The 16,058-nt window shown below is 37.8% G+C and carries 15 protein-coding genes; 3 read left to right on the forward strand and 12 right to left on the reverse strand.

Annotated features, from left to right (window positions below; translation table 11 throughout):
• Window positions 1-69 precede the first annotated feature (69 nt).
• Complete coding sequence (locus ACGLXV_RS25355) at window positions 70-2,259, reverse strand: S8 family serine peptidase (protein ID WP_391560808.1); 2,190 nt, start codon at window positions 2,257-2,259, stop codon at window positions 70-72.
• Window positions 2,260-2,509: 250 nt separating this feature from the next.
• Here ACGLXV_RS25355 and ACGLXV_RS25360 point away from each other — a divergent pair, with 250 nt between their 5' ends.
• On the forward strand, window positions 2,510-2,803 hold the full coding sequence (locus tag ACGLXV_RS25360) for a Dabb family protein (protein WP_119710364.1): 294 nt from the start codon (window positions 2,510-2,512) through the stop codon (window positions 2,801-2,803).
• 34 nt (window positions 2,804-2,837) lie between these two features.
• On the opposite strand, the gene ACGLXV_RS25365 is transcribed toward ACGLXV_RS25360, so the two are convergent.
• The 6 genes from ACGLXV_RS25365 to ACGLXV_RS25390 all read right to left on the reverse strand — a co-directional run bounded on the left by ACGLXV_RS25365 (window position 2,838) and on the right by ACGLXV_RS25390 (window position 7,791).
• Window positions 2,838-3,566: a GntR family transcriptional regulator gene (locus ACGLXV_RS25365; RefSeq protein WP_391560809.1), complete on the reverse strand. Its 729-nt coding sequence runs from the start codon at window positions 3,564-3,566 to the stop codon at window positions 2,838-2,840.
• A 65-nt stretch (window positions 3,567-3,631) separates the two neighbouring features.
• Entirely contained in the window at window positions 3,632-4,414 is a 783-nt protein-coding gene (gene frlD, locus ACGLXV_RS25370) for a fructoselysine 6-kinase (protein WP_119710366.1), read from the reverse strand.
• Between the two features lie 59 nt (window positions 4,415-4,473).
• Window positions 4,474-5,487 carry an SIS domain-containing protein gene (locus tag ACGLXV_RS25375; protein ID WP_391560810.1) on the reverse strand — a complete coding sequence of 338 codons (1,014 nt, stop codon included), beginning with the start codon at window positions 5,485-5,487 and terminating at the stop codon, window positions 4,474-4,476.
• A gap of 111 nt (window positions 5,488-5,598) precedes the next feature.
• The gene (locus tag ACGLXV_RS25380) at window positions 5,599-6,948 is read right to left on the reverse strand and encodes an amino acid permease (RefSeq protein WP_391560811.1); all 1,350 of its coding nucleotides are present in this window, start codon (window positions 6,946-6,948) and stop codon (window positions 5,599-5,601) included.
• A gap of 17 nt (window positions 6,949-6,965) precedes the next feature.
• Complete coding sequence (locus tag ACGLXV_RS25385) at window positions 6,966-7,292, reverse strand: sugar phosphate isomerase/epimerase family protein (protein ID WP_391560812.1); 327 nt, start codon at window positions 7,290-7,292, stop codon at window positions 6,966-6,968.
• The gene (locus ACGLXV_RS25390) at window positions 7,189-7,791 is read right to left on the reverse strand and encodes a TIM barrel protein (protein WP_391560813.1); all 603 of its coding nucleotides are present in this window, start codon (window positions 7,789-7,791) and stop codon (window positions 7,189-7,191) included. Before ACGLXV_RS25390 ends, ACGLXV_RS25385 begins: the two co-directional genes overlap by 104 nt.
• A gap of 172 nt (window positions 7,792-7,963) precedes the next feature.
• Between ACGLXV_RS25390 and ACGLXV_RS25395 the strand changes: the two genes are divergently transcribed.
• Entirely contained in the window at window positions 7,964-8,872 is a 909-nt protein-coding gene (locus ACGLXV_RS25395) for a Gfo/Idh/MocA family protein (protein WP_391560814.1), read from the forward strand.
• Between the two features lie 60 nt (window positions 8,873-8,932).
• Here ACGLXV_RS25395 and ACGLXV_RS25400 read toward each other — a convergent pair whose 3' ends face one another.
• Window positions 8,933-9,520 carry an NAD(P)H-dependent oxidoreductase gene (locus ACGLXV_RS25400; RefSeq protein ID WP_391560815.1) on the reverse strand — a complete coding sequence of 196 codons (588 nt, stop codon included), beginning with the start codon at window positions 9,518-9,520 and terminating at the stop codon, window positions 8,933-8,935.
• 123 nt (window positions 9,521-9,643) lie between these two features.
• Between ACGLXV_RS25400 and ACGLXV_RS25405 the strand changes: the two genes are divergently transcribed.
• The gene (locus ACGLXV_RS25405) at window positions 9,644-10,072 is read left to right on the forward strand and encodes a MarR family winged helix-turn-helix transcriptional regulator (RefSeq protein WP_119710372.1); all 429 of its coding nucleotides are present in this window, start codon (window positions 9,644-9,646) and stop codon (window positions 10,070-10,072) included.
• A 548-nt stretch (window positions 10,073-10,620) separates the two neighbouring features.
• On the opposite strand, the gene treR is transcribed toward ACGLXV_RS25405, so the two are convergent.
• From treR to ACGLXV_RS25425, 4 genes are all read right to left on the reverse strand, one after another.
• Window positions 10,621-11,337 (reverse strand): trehalose operon repressor, encoded by a 717-nt coding sequence (treR, locus tag ACGLXV_RS25410; RefSeq protein WP_119710373.1) that lies wholly within the window; start codon window positions 11,335-11,337, stop codon window positions 10,621-10,623.
• Between the two features lie 15 nt (window positions 11,338-11,352).
• Window positions 11,353-13,035, reverse strand: coding sequence for an alpha,alpha-phosphotrehalase (treC, locus tag ACGLXV_RS25415; RefSeq protein ID WP_391560816.1), 1,683 nt, complete (start codon window positions 13,033-13,035; stop codon window positions 11,353-11,355).
• Between the two features lie 61 nt (window positions 13,036-13,096).
• The gene (gene treP, locus ACGLXV_RS25420; RefSeq protein WP_119710375.1) at window positions 13,097-14,524 is read right to left on the reverse strand and encodes a PTS system trehalose-specific EIIBC component; all 1,428 of its coding nucleotides are present in this window, start codon (window positions 14,522-14,524) and stop codon (window positions 13,097-13,099) included.
• A 218-nt stretch (window positions 14,525-14,742) separates the two neighbouring features.
• Window positions 14,743-15,954: an ATP-binding protein gene (locus ACGLXV_RS25425; RefSeq protein WP_391560817.1), complete on the reverse strand. Its 1,212-nt coding sequence runs from the start codon at window positions 15,952-15,954 to the stop codon at window positions 14,743-14,745.
• Window positions 15,955-16,058 lie beyond the last annotated feature (104 nt).

Genomic DNA, 16,058 nt, shown 5'->3' on the forward strand with positions numbered 1-16,058 from the left:
AATAACAATATCTCTTAACTTTGAAAAAAGGAGATTGCCCTTCCCCCCGGCAATCTCCTTTTATATGTTTTAGCGGTTGTAATCCATTACATATAAGTATGGAATACGAATATCACCTGCAGATGAGCTAACGTTTAAGTAGCTGCTAACGAAATTTGGTGTACCTGCTTGTCCACCTGCATGGGTACCACGGTTCACCACTTCTACCGTAATCTCCATACTTCCTTTAGCAGGGATCGTTACTTCCATATCACTCACTTTTACATTTTCATCATCTCTAATGGTATAGGCTAACTCCTCATTAGTTGGGTTCGTTAACGTAACATTCATCTTATACGTTTGGTTTCCTACCGGGCGAACTAGTCCAAAGCTTAAGGATGATGGGAAAGCAAGCGCTGATGGACTCATTGCTTTGCTAAGGTCAATAAGACCTGCTCCCACTTTTAATGGATCAGAAACATCTGTATCAGGTAAAACACTTCCTGCTACATCGTTTGCTGTTCCCATTAAGGCAGCTTTCACTTCAGCTGGCCCCCAGCCTAAATCATTTTTCTTGCTATACGCTAATAAGACTGCAGCAGAACCCGCTACATGTGGAGATGCCATTGATGTACCTTGATAAAGCTCATAACCTCCACCAACGACGGAAGAGTAAATATTTACCCCTGGAGCTGCTACATCAGGCTTAAGCGTGTAGTTTGGCGTAGGTCCCCACGAGCTAAAGTTTGCTAATAGATTTGGATCGGTGCTCACCTTTTGTAAGTCATTATTGATGGTAACGGTACGATCTCCCGTCCAGCTCACTAGTTGCTTACCTGCTTCGTTTCCAATCATAACGGCTGGAACCAGTGCCCCATCAGAAGACATTGGCGTTGGTTCAGCAATTCCATCAAGCTGATAGATGATCACCCCTACTGCACCTGCTGCAGCAGCGTTATTAATTTTTTCAGCAAATGTACAAGAACCGCGTTGAATTAACGCAATTTTTCCTTCTAATGGCTTTCCAGATATAGAAGTACATGCCAATTTATCGCCACCAGCCACATCAGCCCATACTGCATACTCTCCTGTTAAAGTTTCTTTTACCTCTCCACCCTGTGTACCTGTTGTCGCTATGGTTGGTTCTGTGAATGCTTCTGACTCCAATGTCATCGCAAAGGTTCGACTATTTGTTGTTGCTGCTACCGTGATGACTTTCTCCGCTGTTCCAGGAGATCCAACCGTGTAGTTTCCTGGTCCTTCGTTTCCAGCTGAGATGGCCACTACTACTCCAGCATCTACCGCAGAATTCACTGTCATATCTAGCAGGTCTGCACCTTTATGTGGTGTTCCCCCTAAGCTTAAGTTAAGAACGTCCATACCATCCTCAACAGCTTCTTCAACGGCTTTAGCAATAAATAAGCTTTTTGCATTTGCGATATCTCCCGGGAAAACATTATAGTTTCCTAGATACGCCCCAGGTGCCACTCCACTTAATGTTTTATCATCTAAATCCGTTTCTGTACCTGTCTTTCCAGCAACCGTACCTGCTACATGTGTACCATGGCTATCGACTGCTTCTGCGCTTAGCTTTGGATTCTGGCTATACACCTTAGCTACAATCACTTTAGGCGTCGTTAAACTTGTATCTCCTTTAGGAAATTCTTCTGGATACGTCATTCCTTCATTTGGCTCAAGGAATTCATGTGTTTGATCAATCCCTGAATCAATGATACCGACTTTCATTCCTTCCCCTGCATTTGCTTGTCCACCAACAGACTCCCAAATCGCTTCTGCACCGATTAAAGCCGTGCTTTCACTCATCGCTTTTTGGTAGGTTGCACTATACCCGCTCTTAACGGATCCAGGACCACGGCTAACGTCCTTTAAGGATGCTCCGTTTAACTTTAAGCCAATTCCATTAAAGGTAACATCATACTCTGTTACAACTTCTACTTGAGGGAACTGTCTAGCTAACCATTTGATATAATTCGTACGCTGAGCTTCTAAACGACTTCCATATTTCTTTGCCGCTTGGGACTGTAAATCTACTTTTTTCCCATTCGATGGTTTTGTCTTCTCATATCCTGCAATTGTTCCCTCATAGGAAGCAATTGGTGCGTCTCCAAACTGAATAAAAGCATACTCATTGTCTACCGTAACAGAAGATTGTCCATCATCAATTTTCACTATTGCTTGAATCGGGACAGCTGCTGTAAAAATTAACAAAGAAATTAAGAGAACTCCAAAAATACTTTTTATACTCCTTGCTATCTTCAACAAGATTCCTCCCTTAAAAACTATTTTTCTATGTAACTATCTAGTAAAAACTACTAGAAATTACTCGTACTAGTTTAATTTCTAGGGAAGAAAACTTTCTCCTTTGACTAGTTTTGTCCTCTTATGAAAATGATTTTGCCGAATTAGCACTTTTTCTGTAGTAAAAATGGGAATTCATGTATTTATTGATATATATGCTCGAACATTATAGAATACAAGAAAAGAAAATGTAATTAGTAGGAGGTTCAACATGATACAACGTACTGTATTATTAAAGTTCGCTGACACAACAACACAGGAACAAATGGAAGAAGTAATCAAACGCTTTAAAGCATTGGAAAAAGTAATCACTGGAGTAGTTGAAATTCAAGCTGCCTTCAATCTTTCTGAAAAAAGCAAGGAATATCAGGTGATTCTCATGGTTCGCTTCGAAAATGTTGCAGCTGTAGAGGCCTATACGATAAATGAACAACACCAAGAAGTTGCTGCCTTCATCCGCGAGGTTGGAAGACTTGATAGCATCGGTGTAGATATTGAGATTTAATTCAAAATAATAGGTCATGCCATATTGGCATGACCTATTTAGCGCGATGAACAGTTAGGTTCACCTTATTAGTCTCACACAAAAAGGTTGAGAGATGAACAGGTTTATCCTTCTTATCAAAGGCAATCTTTAATATCCGAAAAAGATTAGCACCAACATCACACTCTAATAACTTTGCATATTCCTTAGTAGCCCCAATAACATCAATGATTTTATCATTTGTTATTATTTCTGTGTCGTATTCTTCTAGTAATATTTTATAAGTTGATTCATCCCCAACAATTCTCTTCTCTAAATCAGGAAAACGTACTAAAGAGTAATGTGCGGTATCATGAAATAAAGGACGGTCATTCACATACATTAGCCGTTCAAGCTCTAAGATTGGACTTCCCTCTTCTACTTTTAGGTAATCTGACATATCCTTTGTTGCTGTAATAACCTCACTTCTTAGAATCCTTGAATTAGGAATCATGCCTAGTTGATGACTGAATTCGGAGAATCCGCTTACAGATAACAATTCATTATGAAACTTATTAGATGCAACAAAGGTACCTCTTCTTGGAATACGAGTAAGAGTCCCCTCTTTTACTAATTCCTCTATCGCTTTTCGTATCGTTATTCGACTTACATTGTATGTTTCACAAAGCTCTGCCTCAGTTGGAATTTGTTCATCCGGTCTATACTTACCTTGTTGGATATCATTTTTCAACATTTGCCTTATTTGCATGTATAAAGGTTGGGGAGTCGAAGGATTTAAATTCATACTTTTTCATCCTTATCTAATTTTTAAACTGTTTGTTTCTATTATACCTTGGTTATTCTCCCCAGTCACCATGCACCAAAGTAACTTATTGTTTTTGCTGCTGTTTCTGCGCCTAACTTGAGGCACTCCACCGTTGTAAAGCCCTTCATTTTTCCATATAAAAAGCCCGAAATAAAAGAATCCCCAGCTCCCATTGTATCTACCACTTCTGCTGTCACAATTCCATATGTATAATACTCATTTCCATCGTAAGCAATCGAGCCGTTTTCTCCAAGTGTTGCCACCGCTACCTTTGAACCAGTTTGATAAATCTCTTTTAAATAGCTACGGATGTTTTCATCATCTTTTTCATAGGAAAAGAAAGGATAATCAACATGAGGAGTTATAATCTTTACAAGAGCATGTTCCAGTTTATCTGAAAAATCGAACGAGGTAGTTAACCCCATTTTTTTTAAAAGGGGAAAATATTTTTCAGTATGTCCCCATATACCCGCATGCACATGGTCAAATCCGTTAATATAATTAAGATCATCTTCAGTTAGCAAAAAGTGAGCCATCACTCCTTCTTCATACTCCCCAAACTTCCGATCATTTCCCACCAAATCGACATAAGTGACTGCCGTTTTCCCCTCCTTCTTAAATACATGTGAAATATCAACACCCTTATGATAAATCGAGCCTATCATCATATCAGCATATTGATCTGAACCTACCCATCCAACATAGGCTGTATGAGCACCTAATCCTCTTAGGTACACAGCTACATTCACTGGATTCCCACCTGGATATGCCTTTCCGCTAGATTGATAGACATCCATACAGTTATCTCCAACTGTGACGATCTTCATCTATACTCACACCCTTTCTTTGGAAAGGAGCACTACAAATCTGTAGTGCTCCCTTTAAATTAATACTCCATTTTTCGGTAATATCTTCTAAGGGTTAATGGATGGTTTCTTTCACGTTCAAGGTAGACACTGATACGACTAAGGACTGCCCAGTTAATACTAACTGCAAAGTGTTTTCTAAACTCTTCACTTATGCCTTCCATCTCAAAGTCCTTTGTGTCAATAATTGTTAGTTGCTTTGTAATCTTTTCTGCAAACCTCTCAACTCGATCAACTAGCGGTCTTGTTTCATCTTCCCCTTTTAACAATATGACACTTGTATCCTCTAAAACTAATTCCAACGTGCCGTGAAAAAACTCTGCCGCATGAATCGATTTTGCATGAATCCATTGCATTTCCTCTAGGATACACATGGCATAGGAATATGTATTGCCCCATAAATTACCTGAACCGACCATCATATGATAGGATGTGTCTTTATGCTTGATAGCAAATTCTTCTGCTTTTGAATCAAAGGCTTTTACTGCTTGTAGTATTGCTCTTGGCAGCTTAGATACTTCCTTCGTAAACTTCTCATATTGTGGGAATTCATTATTGTTATAAATAAAACGAAAAGCAATCATGTAAAGAAGCATAAAGAATGTATCAAAAGAATGCTTTTCTGACCCTGTAGTGATACAGTGGTCGACAATCTTAGTAAGTGGAGTGTCCGGCTCTGCAACAAGAGCTATCGTCGTTGCTCCTCGGTCCTTGCAAAATTGTGCGGCTTCAACCGTTTCCTTTGTTGTACCAGATACTGATGTGAAAATACATACAGAATCTTTGCTAAAGTGCTTGTTGTTCATCACCATAAACTCAGCTGCAATAGCTGCATGAACATCAATGGTTGAGGTTGATTTAAATATGTACTCGTATGGATACATCATGGCAATCGTTCCACCCGCACCAATTAAGAAAATATTTTTATAGCCTTTCTCGCATATACCATCAACGACCTCTTCAATTTTCCCTCTATATGCTAAACCTTCTTCTTCTACAAGCTTAAGAAATAACTGTTCATCAAATTTTAACATGTGACTGATCCTCCTTGTTATATTTGTTATGTCTTGTATTATAATTTAACATAACAATTTATTCAATCTTATTTTTAGGAATTTAGTAAAAATCACCAACTTCCTTATCGACTAAGAATTCAAAGTTACTTCAGAACTATTATTTTTCGATCCATACTTCTTTTCCCAGTAATAATAAACTGGAAGACCTGTAGCGATAACGATTAATGCTGCAATCATTCCTTGTAATGGAGCCCATGTAAAGGTCCCCCATGCCAGCCATGCTGCACCTAGAATGGCTAAGATGGTAGTTACTTTCCACATAGGCATACGATAGATTGGGTTATAGTCGTCCCTTTTCCGGCACTTATAAACAGCTGCAAAGTCCATAATATTAATCAACAACTGGATAAGGGTGAAATATCCGAGCAAAGCCGTTAAGTTACTGAAAAACACTAAGAAACATGCATATGTTACTTGAACGATAATAGAGAAACTAGGTGTTTCATATTTTGGATGAACCTTAGCGAAGCGTTTAAAGAACAAACCATCCTTTGCCATGGCATACTCCAAGCGCGGCTGGAACATAATACATGAGCTAAGGGAGCCCAAGATAACAATGATCGCAGTTACTGCCACAAAGGAGGAGGCAATATCTGATAGACCCGGGATGTATTTAACAGCTTCTGAAACAGCTGCGTTTGACTCTATTAACTTATCAAAAGGCATTAAACCGATGACACAAACAGCGAGTAGGGTATATAAACCTAACACGATTAACACGGAGCTTATTAGCGCCTTAGGAAGGACTCGTCCTGGATTTTTAAATTCCCCCGCCATAAAGCAAATTGCTGCCATCCCTGTGTAAGCCCATGTTGTGGCAGATACACCACCGATTAAGCTCGTTTTTACAATTGTTGAGTCAGCAGGTGTATAACTAAAATTACTAGGATTCATATAAATAAAGCCTAGTATAATGACGATTAAAAATGGAATAATTTTAACAGCCGTAATGATGACTTGAAATAACCCACCCTCTTTTACACTTCGATAATGGATAGAGGTGATAATTAAGATAATTGCTACTCCTAATAACTTACCTTCAAAGCCAGAGAAAAAAGGGAAAAATGTGGCTAAATAAGATACAATCGCCAATGCCATAATTGCAATGGAAGGTGGATCTAGAGCCCAAAATGTGGCCCATCCATAAAGAAAGGCTAACGGTCTCCAGCCAGCTTTATTCAAGTAAACGTAACCGCTTCCATTTTGAGGATAAGCTGTTGCCAATTCTGCTAATACCATCACCTGTGGTATGGCAATCAACCCTCCGATAATCCAGGCAAGAATTGAAATGGTTGGAGTTCCTGCCGCTCTTGCCACATCACCTGTTGAAACAAAGATACCTGATCCAACGGTTGTCCCAACTGCAATAGCAAGGGCAGCCCAAAAACCAAGCTTCCTTGTTAGCGCATTATTACTCATACAAAATCCCTCCGAATTTACTTAGTAAACTGCAATTCTCTTATTTTCATAATTGAGTTCATGATAGCCTGTTGCGGATTTTGATAATATGTAGAACCCATAATTTCTAATGTACATACTCCTTCATAGTGATGCTTGTGAAGGCTTTCAAGATACTCCATCCATGGGAGAATTCCATCACCTAATGCAAGATGAGCATCTGTTTTTCCATCTCCATCTAGTAAATGAAAATGCGATATTTCATTTAGCTGTGAGTAATAATCTTCGGGTGTTTCTCCAGCTAATTGCATAGCTACTGTATCTACCATACCTTTTACAACTGGAGATTGAACTTCTTGGATCATTTTCTTTATCCCTTTGAAGATCAATAATAAGATTAGATTCAAATCTTGTTAACGGTTCTAAAGCAAGAGTGATTCCTTCCTTCTCAGCAACCCTTGATATTTGATAGATAGAGTCACTAGCATATTTCCAGGATTCTTCAAGAGGAACAGAGAAGTCACCAATACCAGACGTAATAAGGAGCTTATCCGCATTTAGTTCTGAAGCAGCATAAAGATTATCAATAAAGTATTGGATACTGTTTTTTCTCCAATCAGCATTTGAAGTGGCAATATTATATGGATAAACGCACTGTTCTGGTGTGTAACAGATAATTTTCATCTCTCTTGACCTCAGTTCTTGTTTGAGCTTCTTGAGGGATTTATCTAGCTCCCTATACACATATAGATGGGGTTCGCCAGCCCATAGCTCGATCTCTTGGATTTCACATGTTTCCATACAATCTAAAAATGTAGAAAACGGGTAATATCTAAATGTAATATTCATTCCAGCAATCCTCATACAAACCACCCCCTTTCGTGAAAACGCTTTTATTTGTTATGTCTTGTATTATAATTAATAATTACAAATAAAACAATCCTTTTTCTAAAAAAAAGAAAAACTTAGAATACTTGTACCCAAGTTCATATTTCCACTATTCTTATTAATAGGACAAAATAGGCGAGGTGTTTTTATGAAAGTAGGAATTATCGGGCTAGGAGATATTGCAAAGAAGGCATATTTACCCGTACTTACAGAAAAGGAAGGAATTGAACTTGTTCTTTGTACAAGAAATACTGTGACACTGACTCACTTAGCAAACAAATATCGTATCCAAGAATGTGTTCAAACCATTGACGAATTACTTATAAAAAACATTGATGCAGCCATCGTAAGCACAGCAACAGAAGGTCATTTTGAAATAGCAGAAAAGCTGCTTCAAAATGGGATTCATACATACATTGATAAGCCAATATCCATGGACTTTCATGAAACAGAGAGAATTGTTAGGCTTACTAAAGACAAGGGTAAAATTGCCATGGTTGGTTTTAACAGACGATTTATCCCTCGTGTGAGAGAGCTAAAGGAACATGGGAAACCAAACCTGATTATCATGCAAAAGAACCGCTTTGCAGCCCCTGATTATGTACGTAGATTTGTGGTAGAGGATTTTATCCATGTGGTCGATACGCTACGTTTTCTCATGGATACTGAGGTCAAAGATGTAAAGGTAGAGTATGTAAAAAACGGTGACATGCTGGATCAGCTCGTTATACAGCTTATTGGTGATGGTTGTATAGCTATCGGAATCATGAATCGTAACGGTGGTGTAACAGAGGAAGTCATTGAATATATGTCTGGGCATCAGAAATTTGTCGTGAACAGCCTAGTGGAAACAACGAGATATCATGATAAAGAAATTAGTATTACAAAATTCGGTGACTGGGAGCCTACGCTATATAAGCGTGGTTTTTACCAGCTAATGGACCATTTCATCGAATGTGTTCAAACAAATTCTATACCAGACCCATCCATCGATGACTCTCTCACCACCCACGAAATATGCGAGAGAATCGTCAAACATATTGATCCTGAAGCGTAATTTAACAAAGCAAGAGAACCATCGATGGTGGCCTCTTGCTTTGTTTTTTGCTTTCCTAGTCTAAGTATCTATTCTTCTGAAATACTCATATATTTTTTGAAGTTTTTCCTTTTGCTTCCCCTTTTGACTTTCCATATTGCCAAATTCAAAAAACTTCACTTTTTTCATACCTACATACTGAAAGAGTGCTCTTTTCATTAATATTTTATGAGAGTTGTTCAACCAGAATAACGGGTAGAGTGTAGGACCTTTCATGCTAGAAATGCACACCACGCTCTTTCCTTTTAAAAGTCCCACAGGAAAAAGGCCACCGTTATCTTTATAGGCAAATCCAGATGCAAACATTTGGTCAATATATCCAAGCATCATCGCAGGTGGTCGCCCCCACCAGATCGGATAAATACAAACGATTTTATCGGCCCATAGAATTTGCTCTCTATATTTCTTTAATTTTTCATCGCGGTGCATATCTCTTCTACGCTTGGTCTCATTAAAAATGAGAACAGGATCAAACTGTTCCTGATACAAATCCACTACTTGTATTTCTTTGATATGAGAATTCTCTTTAGTCCCTCGCAATACCTCCTGTAAAAAGGCATAGCTTAAGCTCTCATGATTCGGATGTGTAAAAATCACTAATACATTCATAATTATCACCCAATTAGTTGTAATTTGATAACTAAATCCTAACAGACCCCTCTGTTAGTTGTCAAATGATAATTGTTTTTTGATAATGTATTTGATATCTTGGGTGGTGAGGTGATTAATTAAATGGACAGAGATTTGTTGTTTAGAAACTTCGTGCACTTCATGGCAAATGTACATCAAATAACCAATGATATGACAAAAGATGCGAAAACTGAAGAAATCACTCCAGTTCAATATAAAATTCTTGAATATATTACTGTAAGTCAATCTGTTACCATTACAGAAATCAGCGATTGTTTGCATGTCTCACTTCCGAACACAAGCCGAGAGCTTCGAAAATTGATAGAAAAGAATCTATGTAAAAAGGTTTCTGATGAAAGTGATCGTCGGAAATACTATATACAATTAACCGATAAAGGGAATGTACTAATGCAAGAGGCTTTTAAAAAAATTCAATTACAGTTTGAAGAACGAATTAAACATCTTACTGATGAGGAGCTCACGGAAATCAATAAGGCTGTTGAGGTGCTTCAACAGAAGATTTTTTCCTAAATAAAACCTCACTTATGTACTACGGTTCATCGTAATGCATCAAAATGAGATTCTCTTGGATTTTTGAGATAAAACTCTCTCCCTTTTAAATAAGATGTCTTGTCCTTAATCGAGTAACCAGCAGTAGGAAAATAAGCGGAGATTTTTCGGTTAAATTCAGAATGGAGCTCGTTTCGGGATAAATAAGGGGAGGTTTTCCGCTTATGCAAGGGAAAATCCCCCATTTTCGAATTTTTCGAGCCAATAGACGGAAATTCTCCGTCTATTTAAGCCTTTTTAATACTAATTACTAATTTAAGCGGAATTTCTCCGTCTATTTATCAGCACAGGTGCTTAACCTGATCCCCAATCGATAGTGCGGACCCTCTTGAACCTAGATGTGGGAATCAGAAGCTTTTTATCGACCAGCTTAATAATGATGTCAATTGCTATATCAAGTTAATGGAATTTCGTAAAAACGCTAATAAATAAAGAAAAGACGTATGCTAATTTCATACGTCTTTCCTGGTGTCTTTTAATTAGGAAGGAACCCTTCTATAAAACTCGTCTTATATATGATTTCGTCTCGCAAAGTCGACAAAGCGGAATTTATCTGGTCTGTGTCTGGATTCGGTGTACTGAAACAAACTCGCGTCATCCAGATACACATAATTTTTTATAATCACTATATTGTGATGACCATCTAAATCTAATAGCTTCCGGTCTTCCTCTGTCGGTTCTTCCACGATAATTTCTTTTTTTGCAAAGCTGATACTTAGCTGCAGGTCATTTTCAAGATAATCATAAATCGAGTGCTCGCAAATTTCCTTTGTTAAAGCAGGAACGAATTTTTTATTCAGGTAATCTTTATCGAGGATTACCTTTTCTCCGCCCATTTCTCTCACTCGAAACACTTGCCAGACATGGTCCTTGCTGGACAAGTTTAACTGCTTCATGATGAATGGATCTGGTTTCATCAACGACAGTTCGTGAACGATGGTAACCGGCTTTTGTCCCATTTTATCAGCTAGTTCTTTGAAGCTGACTAGTCCAGAAACAGGAAAATCTACTTTTGTGCTTTTAATGACAATCGAGCCCTTTCCCCGCACCTTTTGTATATATCCATTTTGTGACAGAAGGTTAAGTGCCTTTCGGATCGTTTCTCTCGATGTATTGTAACGGTCCTTTAACTCATGCTCAGAGGGCAAAAGTGTATTAGGGGCAATTTGGCCCGCTTCTATTTGCTGTACAATATCGTTATGGATCGTTAAATACTTATTTGTCATGTTAAAAACTCCAGTTTACTTTTTTAAATAGTACACAACAGACTCATACGGTCTTAATTTCATTTGCTTCATATCTTCTGATGAGTCAGCATAGTTGGATAATAAAATCGTGCTCGTTACACCTTCCGTATCCACTTGCTCAGGTAATAGAAACTCTACTTCTTTGGAATAAAAATTATTCACAACTAGTAACTTCTCATCACCATTGTTTCGTATATAAGCAAAAATAGCATCATGATCTGCTAAAAGCAACTCATAATTTCCGTCTGTCACGATATCGTACTCTTTTCTTAACTGGATAAGCTTTTGATAATGATAGAAAACTGAATCTTGGTCGGCCATTGCCTTTTCTGCGTTGATATCTTTGTAGTTTGCTGCTGGTTGAATCCAAGGAGTACCCGTAGTAAAGCCTGCATTCTCCTCATCACTCCATTGAACAGGCGTTCTCGAATTATCACGTGATTTTTGCTTAAGGATATCGAGAATTTCCTGCTCCGTCATACCTTTTCCTTTGAGGATCTCAAATATGTTCAACGACTCCACATCACGATAGTCATCAATGGAAGCGAAATTGGGGTTGGTCATTCCAAACTCTTCTCCCTGATAAATATAAGGAGTACCCTGCATCATATGAATGACTGTTGCAAGCATCTTTGCTGACTCCTTATGGTATTCCTTGTCATTTCCGAAGCGTGACACAACTCTTGGCTGATCATGGTTACACCAGAATAAGGCATTCCAACCACCACCCTTATTCATGTCCACTTGCCAGTCAGATAATATTTGCTTCAGCTTATGGAAATCAAAGTCTGCCTTTGTCCACTTCTCTCCATTTGGATAATCAACCTTTAAATGATGAAAGCTGAAGGTCATATCCAACTCTTTTCGCTCTGGGTTTGTATACTTAATACAGTTATCAATGGAAGTAGAGGACATTTCTCCAACGGTCATGATGTCATAGTGAGAAAATACCTCTTGATTCATTTCATGTAGGTACTCATGAATTTTTGGACCATCTGTATAGAATTTACGACCATCGCCAAGACCGGTTGACCCATCATCATCTAAGAAACGCTGGTCCTTAGAGAGTAAGTTCACCACGTCTAAACGGAAGCCGTCCACCCCTTTATCTAGCCAAAATTTCATCATATCGTAAACTTCTCGACGAACCGGTTCATGCTCCCAATTCAAATCCGCTTGAGTCACATCGAACAAGTGTAAATAATATTGATTGGTTTGTTCGTCATATTGCCACGCATTTCCGCCGAACTTTGACTCCCAGTTGGTCGGAGCTCCACCATCTTTCGCATCCTTCCATATATAAAACTCACGGTACGGGTTGTCCTTTGAAGACTTAGATTCAATAAACCATTGATGCTCCGTTGACGTATGGTTAACAACAATATCCATAATGATTTTGATCCCGTGTTTATGGGCTTCTTTTAATAAAGAATCAAAGTCCTCCATTGTACCGTACGGCTCATAGATACGAAAATAATCACTAATATCATACCCATTGTCACGCTGTGGAGACTCGTATATAGGTGTCAACCAAACAACATCTACACCAAGAGTTGCTAAGTAATCTAATTTTTCAATAATCCCCTTAATATCTCCTAAACCATTTCCTGTCGTATCATTAAAACTTTTTGGATAAATTTGATATACGACTGCTTTTTTCCACCAAGGTTGAGTCATCTTTGTAGCACCAGCCCTTATTTAATAGTAAAAGAGGAACAAGTAAATGTTCCTCTCGACATTATTTTCTTTTAAAAGATACTTTTCCAATATTCATCTTGGCAAATACAACCGTTAAGATGAACGGGACAACTATCGCAACAACCATTGCAATTGCGAATGTTAGCATATGTTGTGGCTGGATGGAAAGAATTCCAGGAAGACCACCAACACCAATAGAATTCGCCATTACATTGCTTCCTACTGAGATAACAGCCGCTACCAATGAACCGATCATTGCAGCAAGGAATGGGAAGCCGTATTTCAAGTTAATACCAAACATCGCTGGCTCTGTTACACCAAGATAACAAGAGATGGCTGCAGGAATAGACACTTGCTTTTCTTCTTCGTTCTTTCTGTTAATATAAATCATTGCTAGAACGGCAGAACCTTGAGCAATATTTGATAAAGCGATCATTGGCCATAGGTTTGTTCCACCAAGCTCACTCATTAACTGTAAATCAATAGCATTCGTCATATGGTGTAATCCAGTAATAACAAGTGGTGCATAAGCAAATCCAAATACAGCTGCAAATAACCAGCCCACTGCAGAAGTTAAGCCAGAGTATACAACGTCAGAGATGAAAGAACCAATTGCCCAACCTAATGGTCCAAGTACGGTATGTGCAATTAATACCGTTGGCACTAGGGCAAAGAATGGTACAACAATCATGGAAATCGCATTTGGAACGACCTTACGTAGTTTTAGTTCAAGGAATGAAAGAACTAAACCTGCTAAAATCGCTGGTATAACTTGGGCTTGGTAACCAATCATATCTATTTTTGCAAAACCAAAATCCCAGAATGGTACTTCAGTCGCACCTGCCACACCATAAGCATTTAATAGCTGTGGTGATACAAGCGTAATCCCTAATACAATCCCTAAAATCGGAGTTGCCCCCATCTTTCTAGCAACTGCCCATGTAATCCCTACCGGTAAGAAGTGAAATATCGCTTCCCCAATTAACCATAGAAACGCATGAGTTCCGGCCCAAAATTGGGAAATCTCAATTAATGACTTCGTTCCATCTTCAAACATTTTGATGTCACCTATTACATTTCGGAAACCAAGAATAAGACCCCCAACAACGATTGCTGGAATTAATGGAGTAAAGATATCTGCAAGGTGAGCAATCATACGTTGAAGCCAGTTCATATTCTGCTTCGCTGCTTGTTTTGCGTCTTCCTTAGAGGTATCGCTTACACCTGCTATTTTAATAAATTCATTATAGAAGGACGATACTTCATTCCCAATAATAACTTGGAATTGTCCCGCTTGTGTAAAGGTTCCCTTTACAAGCTTAATGGACTCAATCTTATCTATATCTGCCTTTTTTGGATCTTTTAAAACAAAGCGCATTCTTGTCACACAGTGGGTAACAACGGAAATATTTTCGCTACCACCGATATGTTCAAGCAAGTCTTTTGCCGGTTGAGTATAGTTACTCATTCGTATTCCTCCCTGGTAAAAAGTTACCAAATAATTTTATTATGAAACAAATAAGAAAAATAAATTCGCTTACATTTTTGGACAACTTGTATATACATGTTTTGTTTACGTTTTCATTCTAACTTGTATATACAAATCTGTCAATCTACTTTTTTAAAAAACTACGTAAATAAAAAAAACGCCCGAATCCGGACGTTTACTTACATTTTTAAAGACAATTATATAAGGGATGGAAAACGAATGGTGACGGTTGTTCCTTCTCCTTTTGTACTTTTGAAACTTATTTTTCCTTTGTAATTCTCTGCAATATTATAACAAATCATCATTCCAAGTCCGGTCCCTTTACTTTTTAAAGAATAAAACGGAGTTCCTAGAGACTCAATTTCCTTCTCTGTCATTCCTTGACCATAATCAATCACGTTAATTTCAACAACATCTTTAACTTTTGAAGCAGTCACTACGACAGAATCTCCAATATTCGATGCTTCGATTGCATTTTTAATAATATTAATGAATAACTGTTTCATTTCAATTGTATTAGCAGCCACATAGGAGTCTTCTACAATTTGTAACTCGATTTGATTATCGTGTAATAGACCGTAGGAATGGAGCAAGTCGGTTACACTTTGAAGAACTTGCCTGATATTTACCGGTTCTAATTCCTTTTCCTTTGTTGGTTTTGCAATCGATAAAAATTGCGATATAACCTGTTCCGCTGTGTTCAACTCATCCACCATTAAATGAAAATGTTTTTTTAATTCAGTATCTACTTCATTGGATTGCTCGTAAAACTGTAAAAATCCTTTAACTACTGTCAAAGGATTTCTGATTTCATGAGCAACTGCAGCTGCAAGTTGTCCAGTCGTCTTCAAACGCTCTGCCTGTTTTATTTGTTGAAAATATAGTTGTTGTTTCTTTAATCGGCCATAGGATATATAAAAAATAAAGTAAATGATGGCTTGACTACCAAAGAAATTGATTATATTTCCGACCAGATCCTCTTGGATATAGGAATAATGAGCACCTTTATCAATAAGTATGATATATATGAAGGTCATTATGATAGCAAAACTATTAAGTGCCAGTGAAAAGTAAAAAAGTTTTGGATCAAAAAATAAAATCGATATAGCTGGAACAATGCATAAAAAGATAAAGTTCGACCATGTATCAGGATATATAAAGAATAGCGAATAAAAATACATGAATGATGTAATCATGATGAGCAATCGGGAATAGTGAGATGTATGTCTCGGATACAACAATAAACAAATAGCAAAAAATGCTAGAAATAAAACATGGAGAAAAAAGGCTACTCCACCTTGACTATAATGTGGATTATCAACTAACAGACCCATTAACATAATGGCAATAACAACAGTTATCGTAAAATAATACAGTTTTTTATTAATTTCCGTATAAAGTTCCTTCATACTTACTCCTTTAAACCAGGGTTGCATTTCGGTTACTACGATTTATCTCCCTCTATACTACCATAATTACCCTATTGTTTTGGAAAAAATTTAAATCAAAAATA

Source organism: Robertmurraya sp. (genome assembly GCF_036676585.1).
Lineage (GTDB): Bacteria > Bacillota > Bacilli > Bacillales > Cytobacillaceae > Robertmurraya_A.

What these genes read in the sequence shown, in the direction of transcription:
- ACGLXV_RS25405 (WP_119710372.1), top strand. Translation starts at nt 9,644, where the DNA reads ATGGACAGAGATTTGTTGTTTAGAAACTTCGTGCACTTCATGGCAAAT.
- treP (WP_119710375.1), bottom strand. Translation starts at nt 14,524, where the DNA reads ATGAGTAACTATACTCAACCGGCAAAAGACTTGCTTGAACATATCGGT.
- frlD (WP_119710366.1), bottom strand. Translation starts at nt 4,414, where the DNA reads ATGAAGATCGTCACAGTTGGAGATAACTGTATGGATGTCTATCAATCT.
- ACGLXV_RS25360 (WP_119710364.1), top strand. Translation starts at nt 2,510, where the DNA reads ATGATACAACGTACTGTATTATTAAAGTTCGCTGACACAACAACACAG.
- ACGLXV_RS25400 (WP_391560815.1), bottom strand. Translation starts at nt 9,520, where the DNA reads ATGAATGTATTAGTGATTTTTACACATCCGAATCATGAGAGCTTAAGC.
- ACGLXV_RS25375 (WP_391560810.1), bottom strand. Translation starts at nt 5,487, where the DNA reads ATGTTAAAATTTGATGAACAGTTATTTCTTAAGCTTGTAGAAGAAGAA.
- ACGLXV_RS25385 (WP_391560812.1), bottom strand. Translation starts at nt 7,292, where the DNA reads ATGATCCAAGAAGTTCAATCTCCAGTTGTAAAAGGTATGGTAGATACA.
- ACGLXV_RS25395 (WP_391560814.1), top strand. Translation starts at nt 7,964, where the DNA reads ATGAAAGTAGGAATTATCGGGCTAGGAGATATTGCAAAGAAGGCATAT.
- treR (WP_119710373.1), bottom strand. Translation starts at nt 11,337, where the DNA reads ATGACAAATAAGTATTTAACGATCCATAACGATATTGTACAGCAAATA.
- ACGLXV_RS25390 (WP_391560813.1), bottom strand. Translation starts at nt 7,791, where the DNA reads ATGAGGATTGCTGGAATGAATATTACATTTAGATATTACCCGTTTTCT.
- ACGLXV_RS25380 (WP_391560811.1), bottom strand. Translation starts at nt 6,948, where the DNA reads ATGAGTAATAATGCGCTAACAAGGAAGCTTGGTTTTTGGGCTGCCCTT.
- treC (WP_391560816.1), bottom strand. Translation starts at nt 13,035, where the DNA reads ATGACTCAACCTTGGTGGAAAAAAGCAGTCGTATATCAAATTTATCCA.
- ACGLXV_RS25425 (WP_391560817.1), bottom strand. Translation starts at nt 15,954, where the DNA reads ATGAAGGAACTTTATACGGAAATTAATAAAAAACTGTATTATTTTACG.
- ACGLXV_RS25365 (WP_391560809.1), bottom strand. Translation starts at nt 3,566, where the DNA reads ATGAATTTAAATCCTTCGACTCCCCAACCTTTATACATGCAAATAAGG.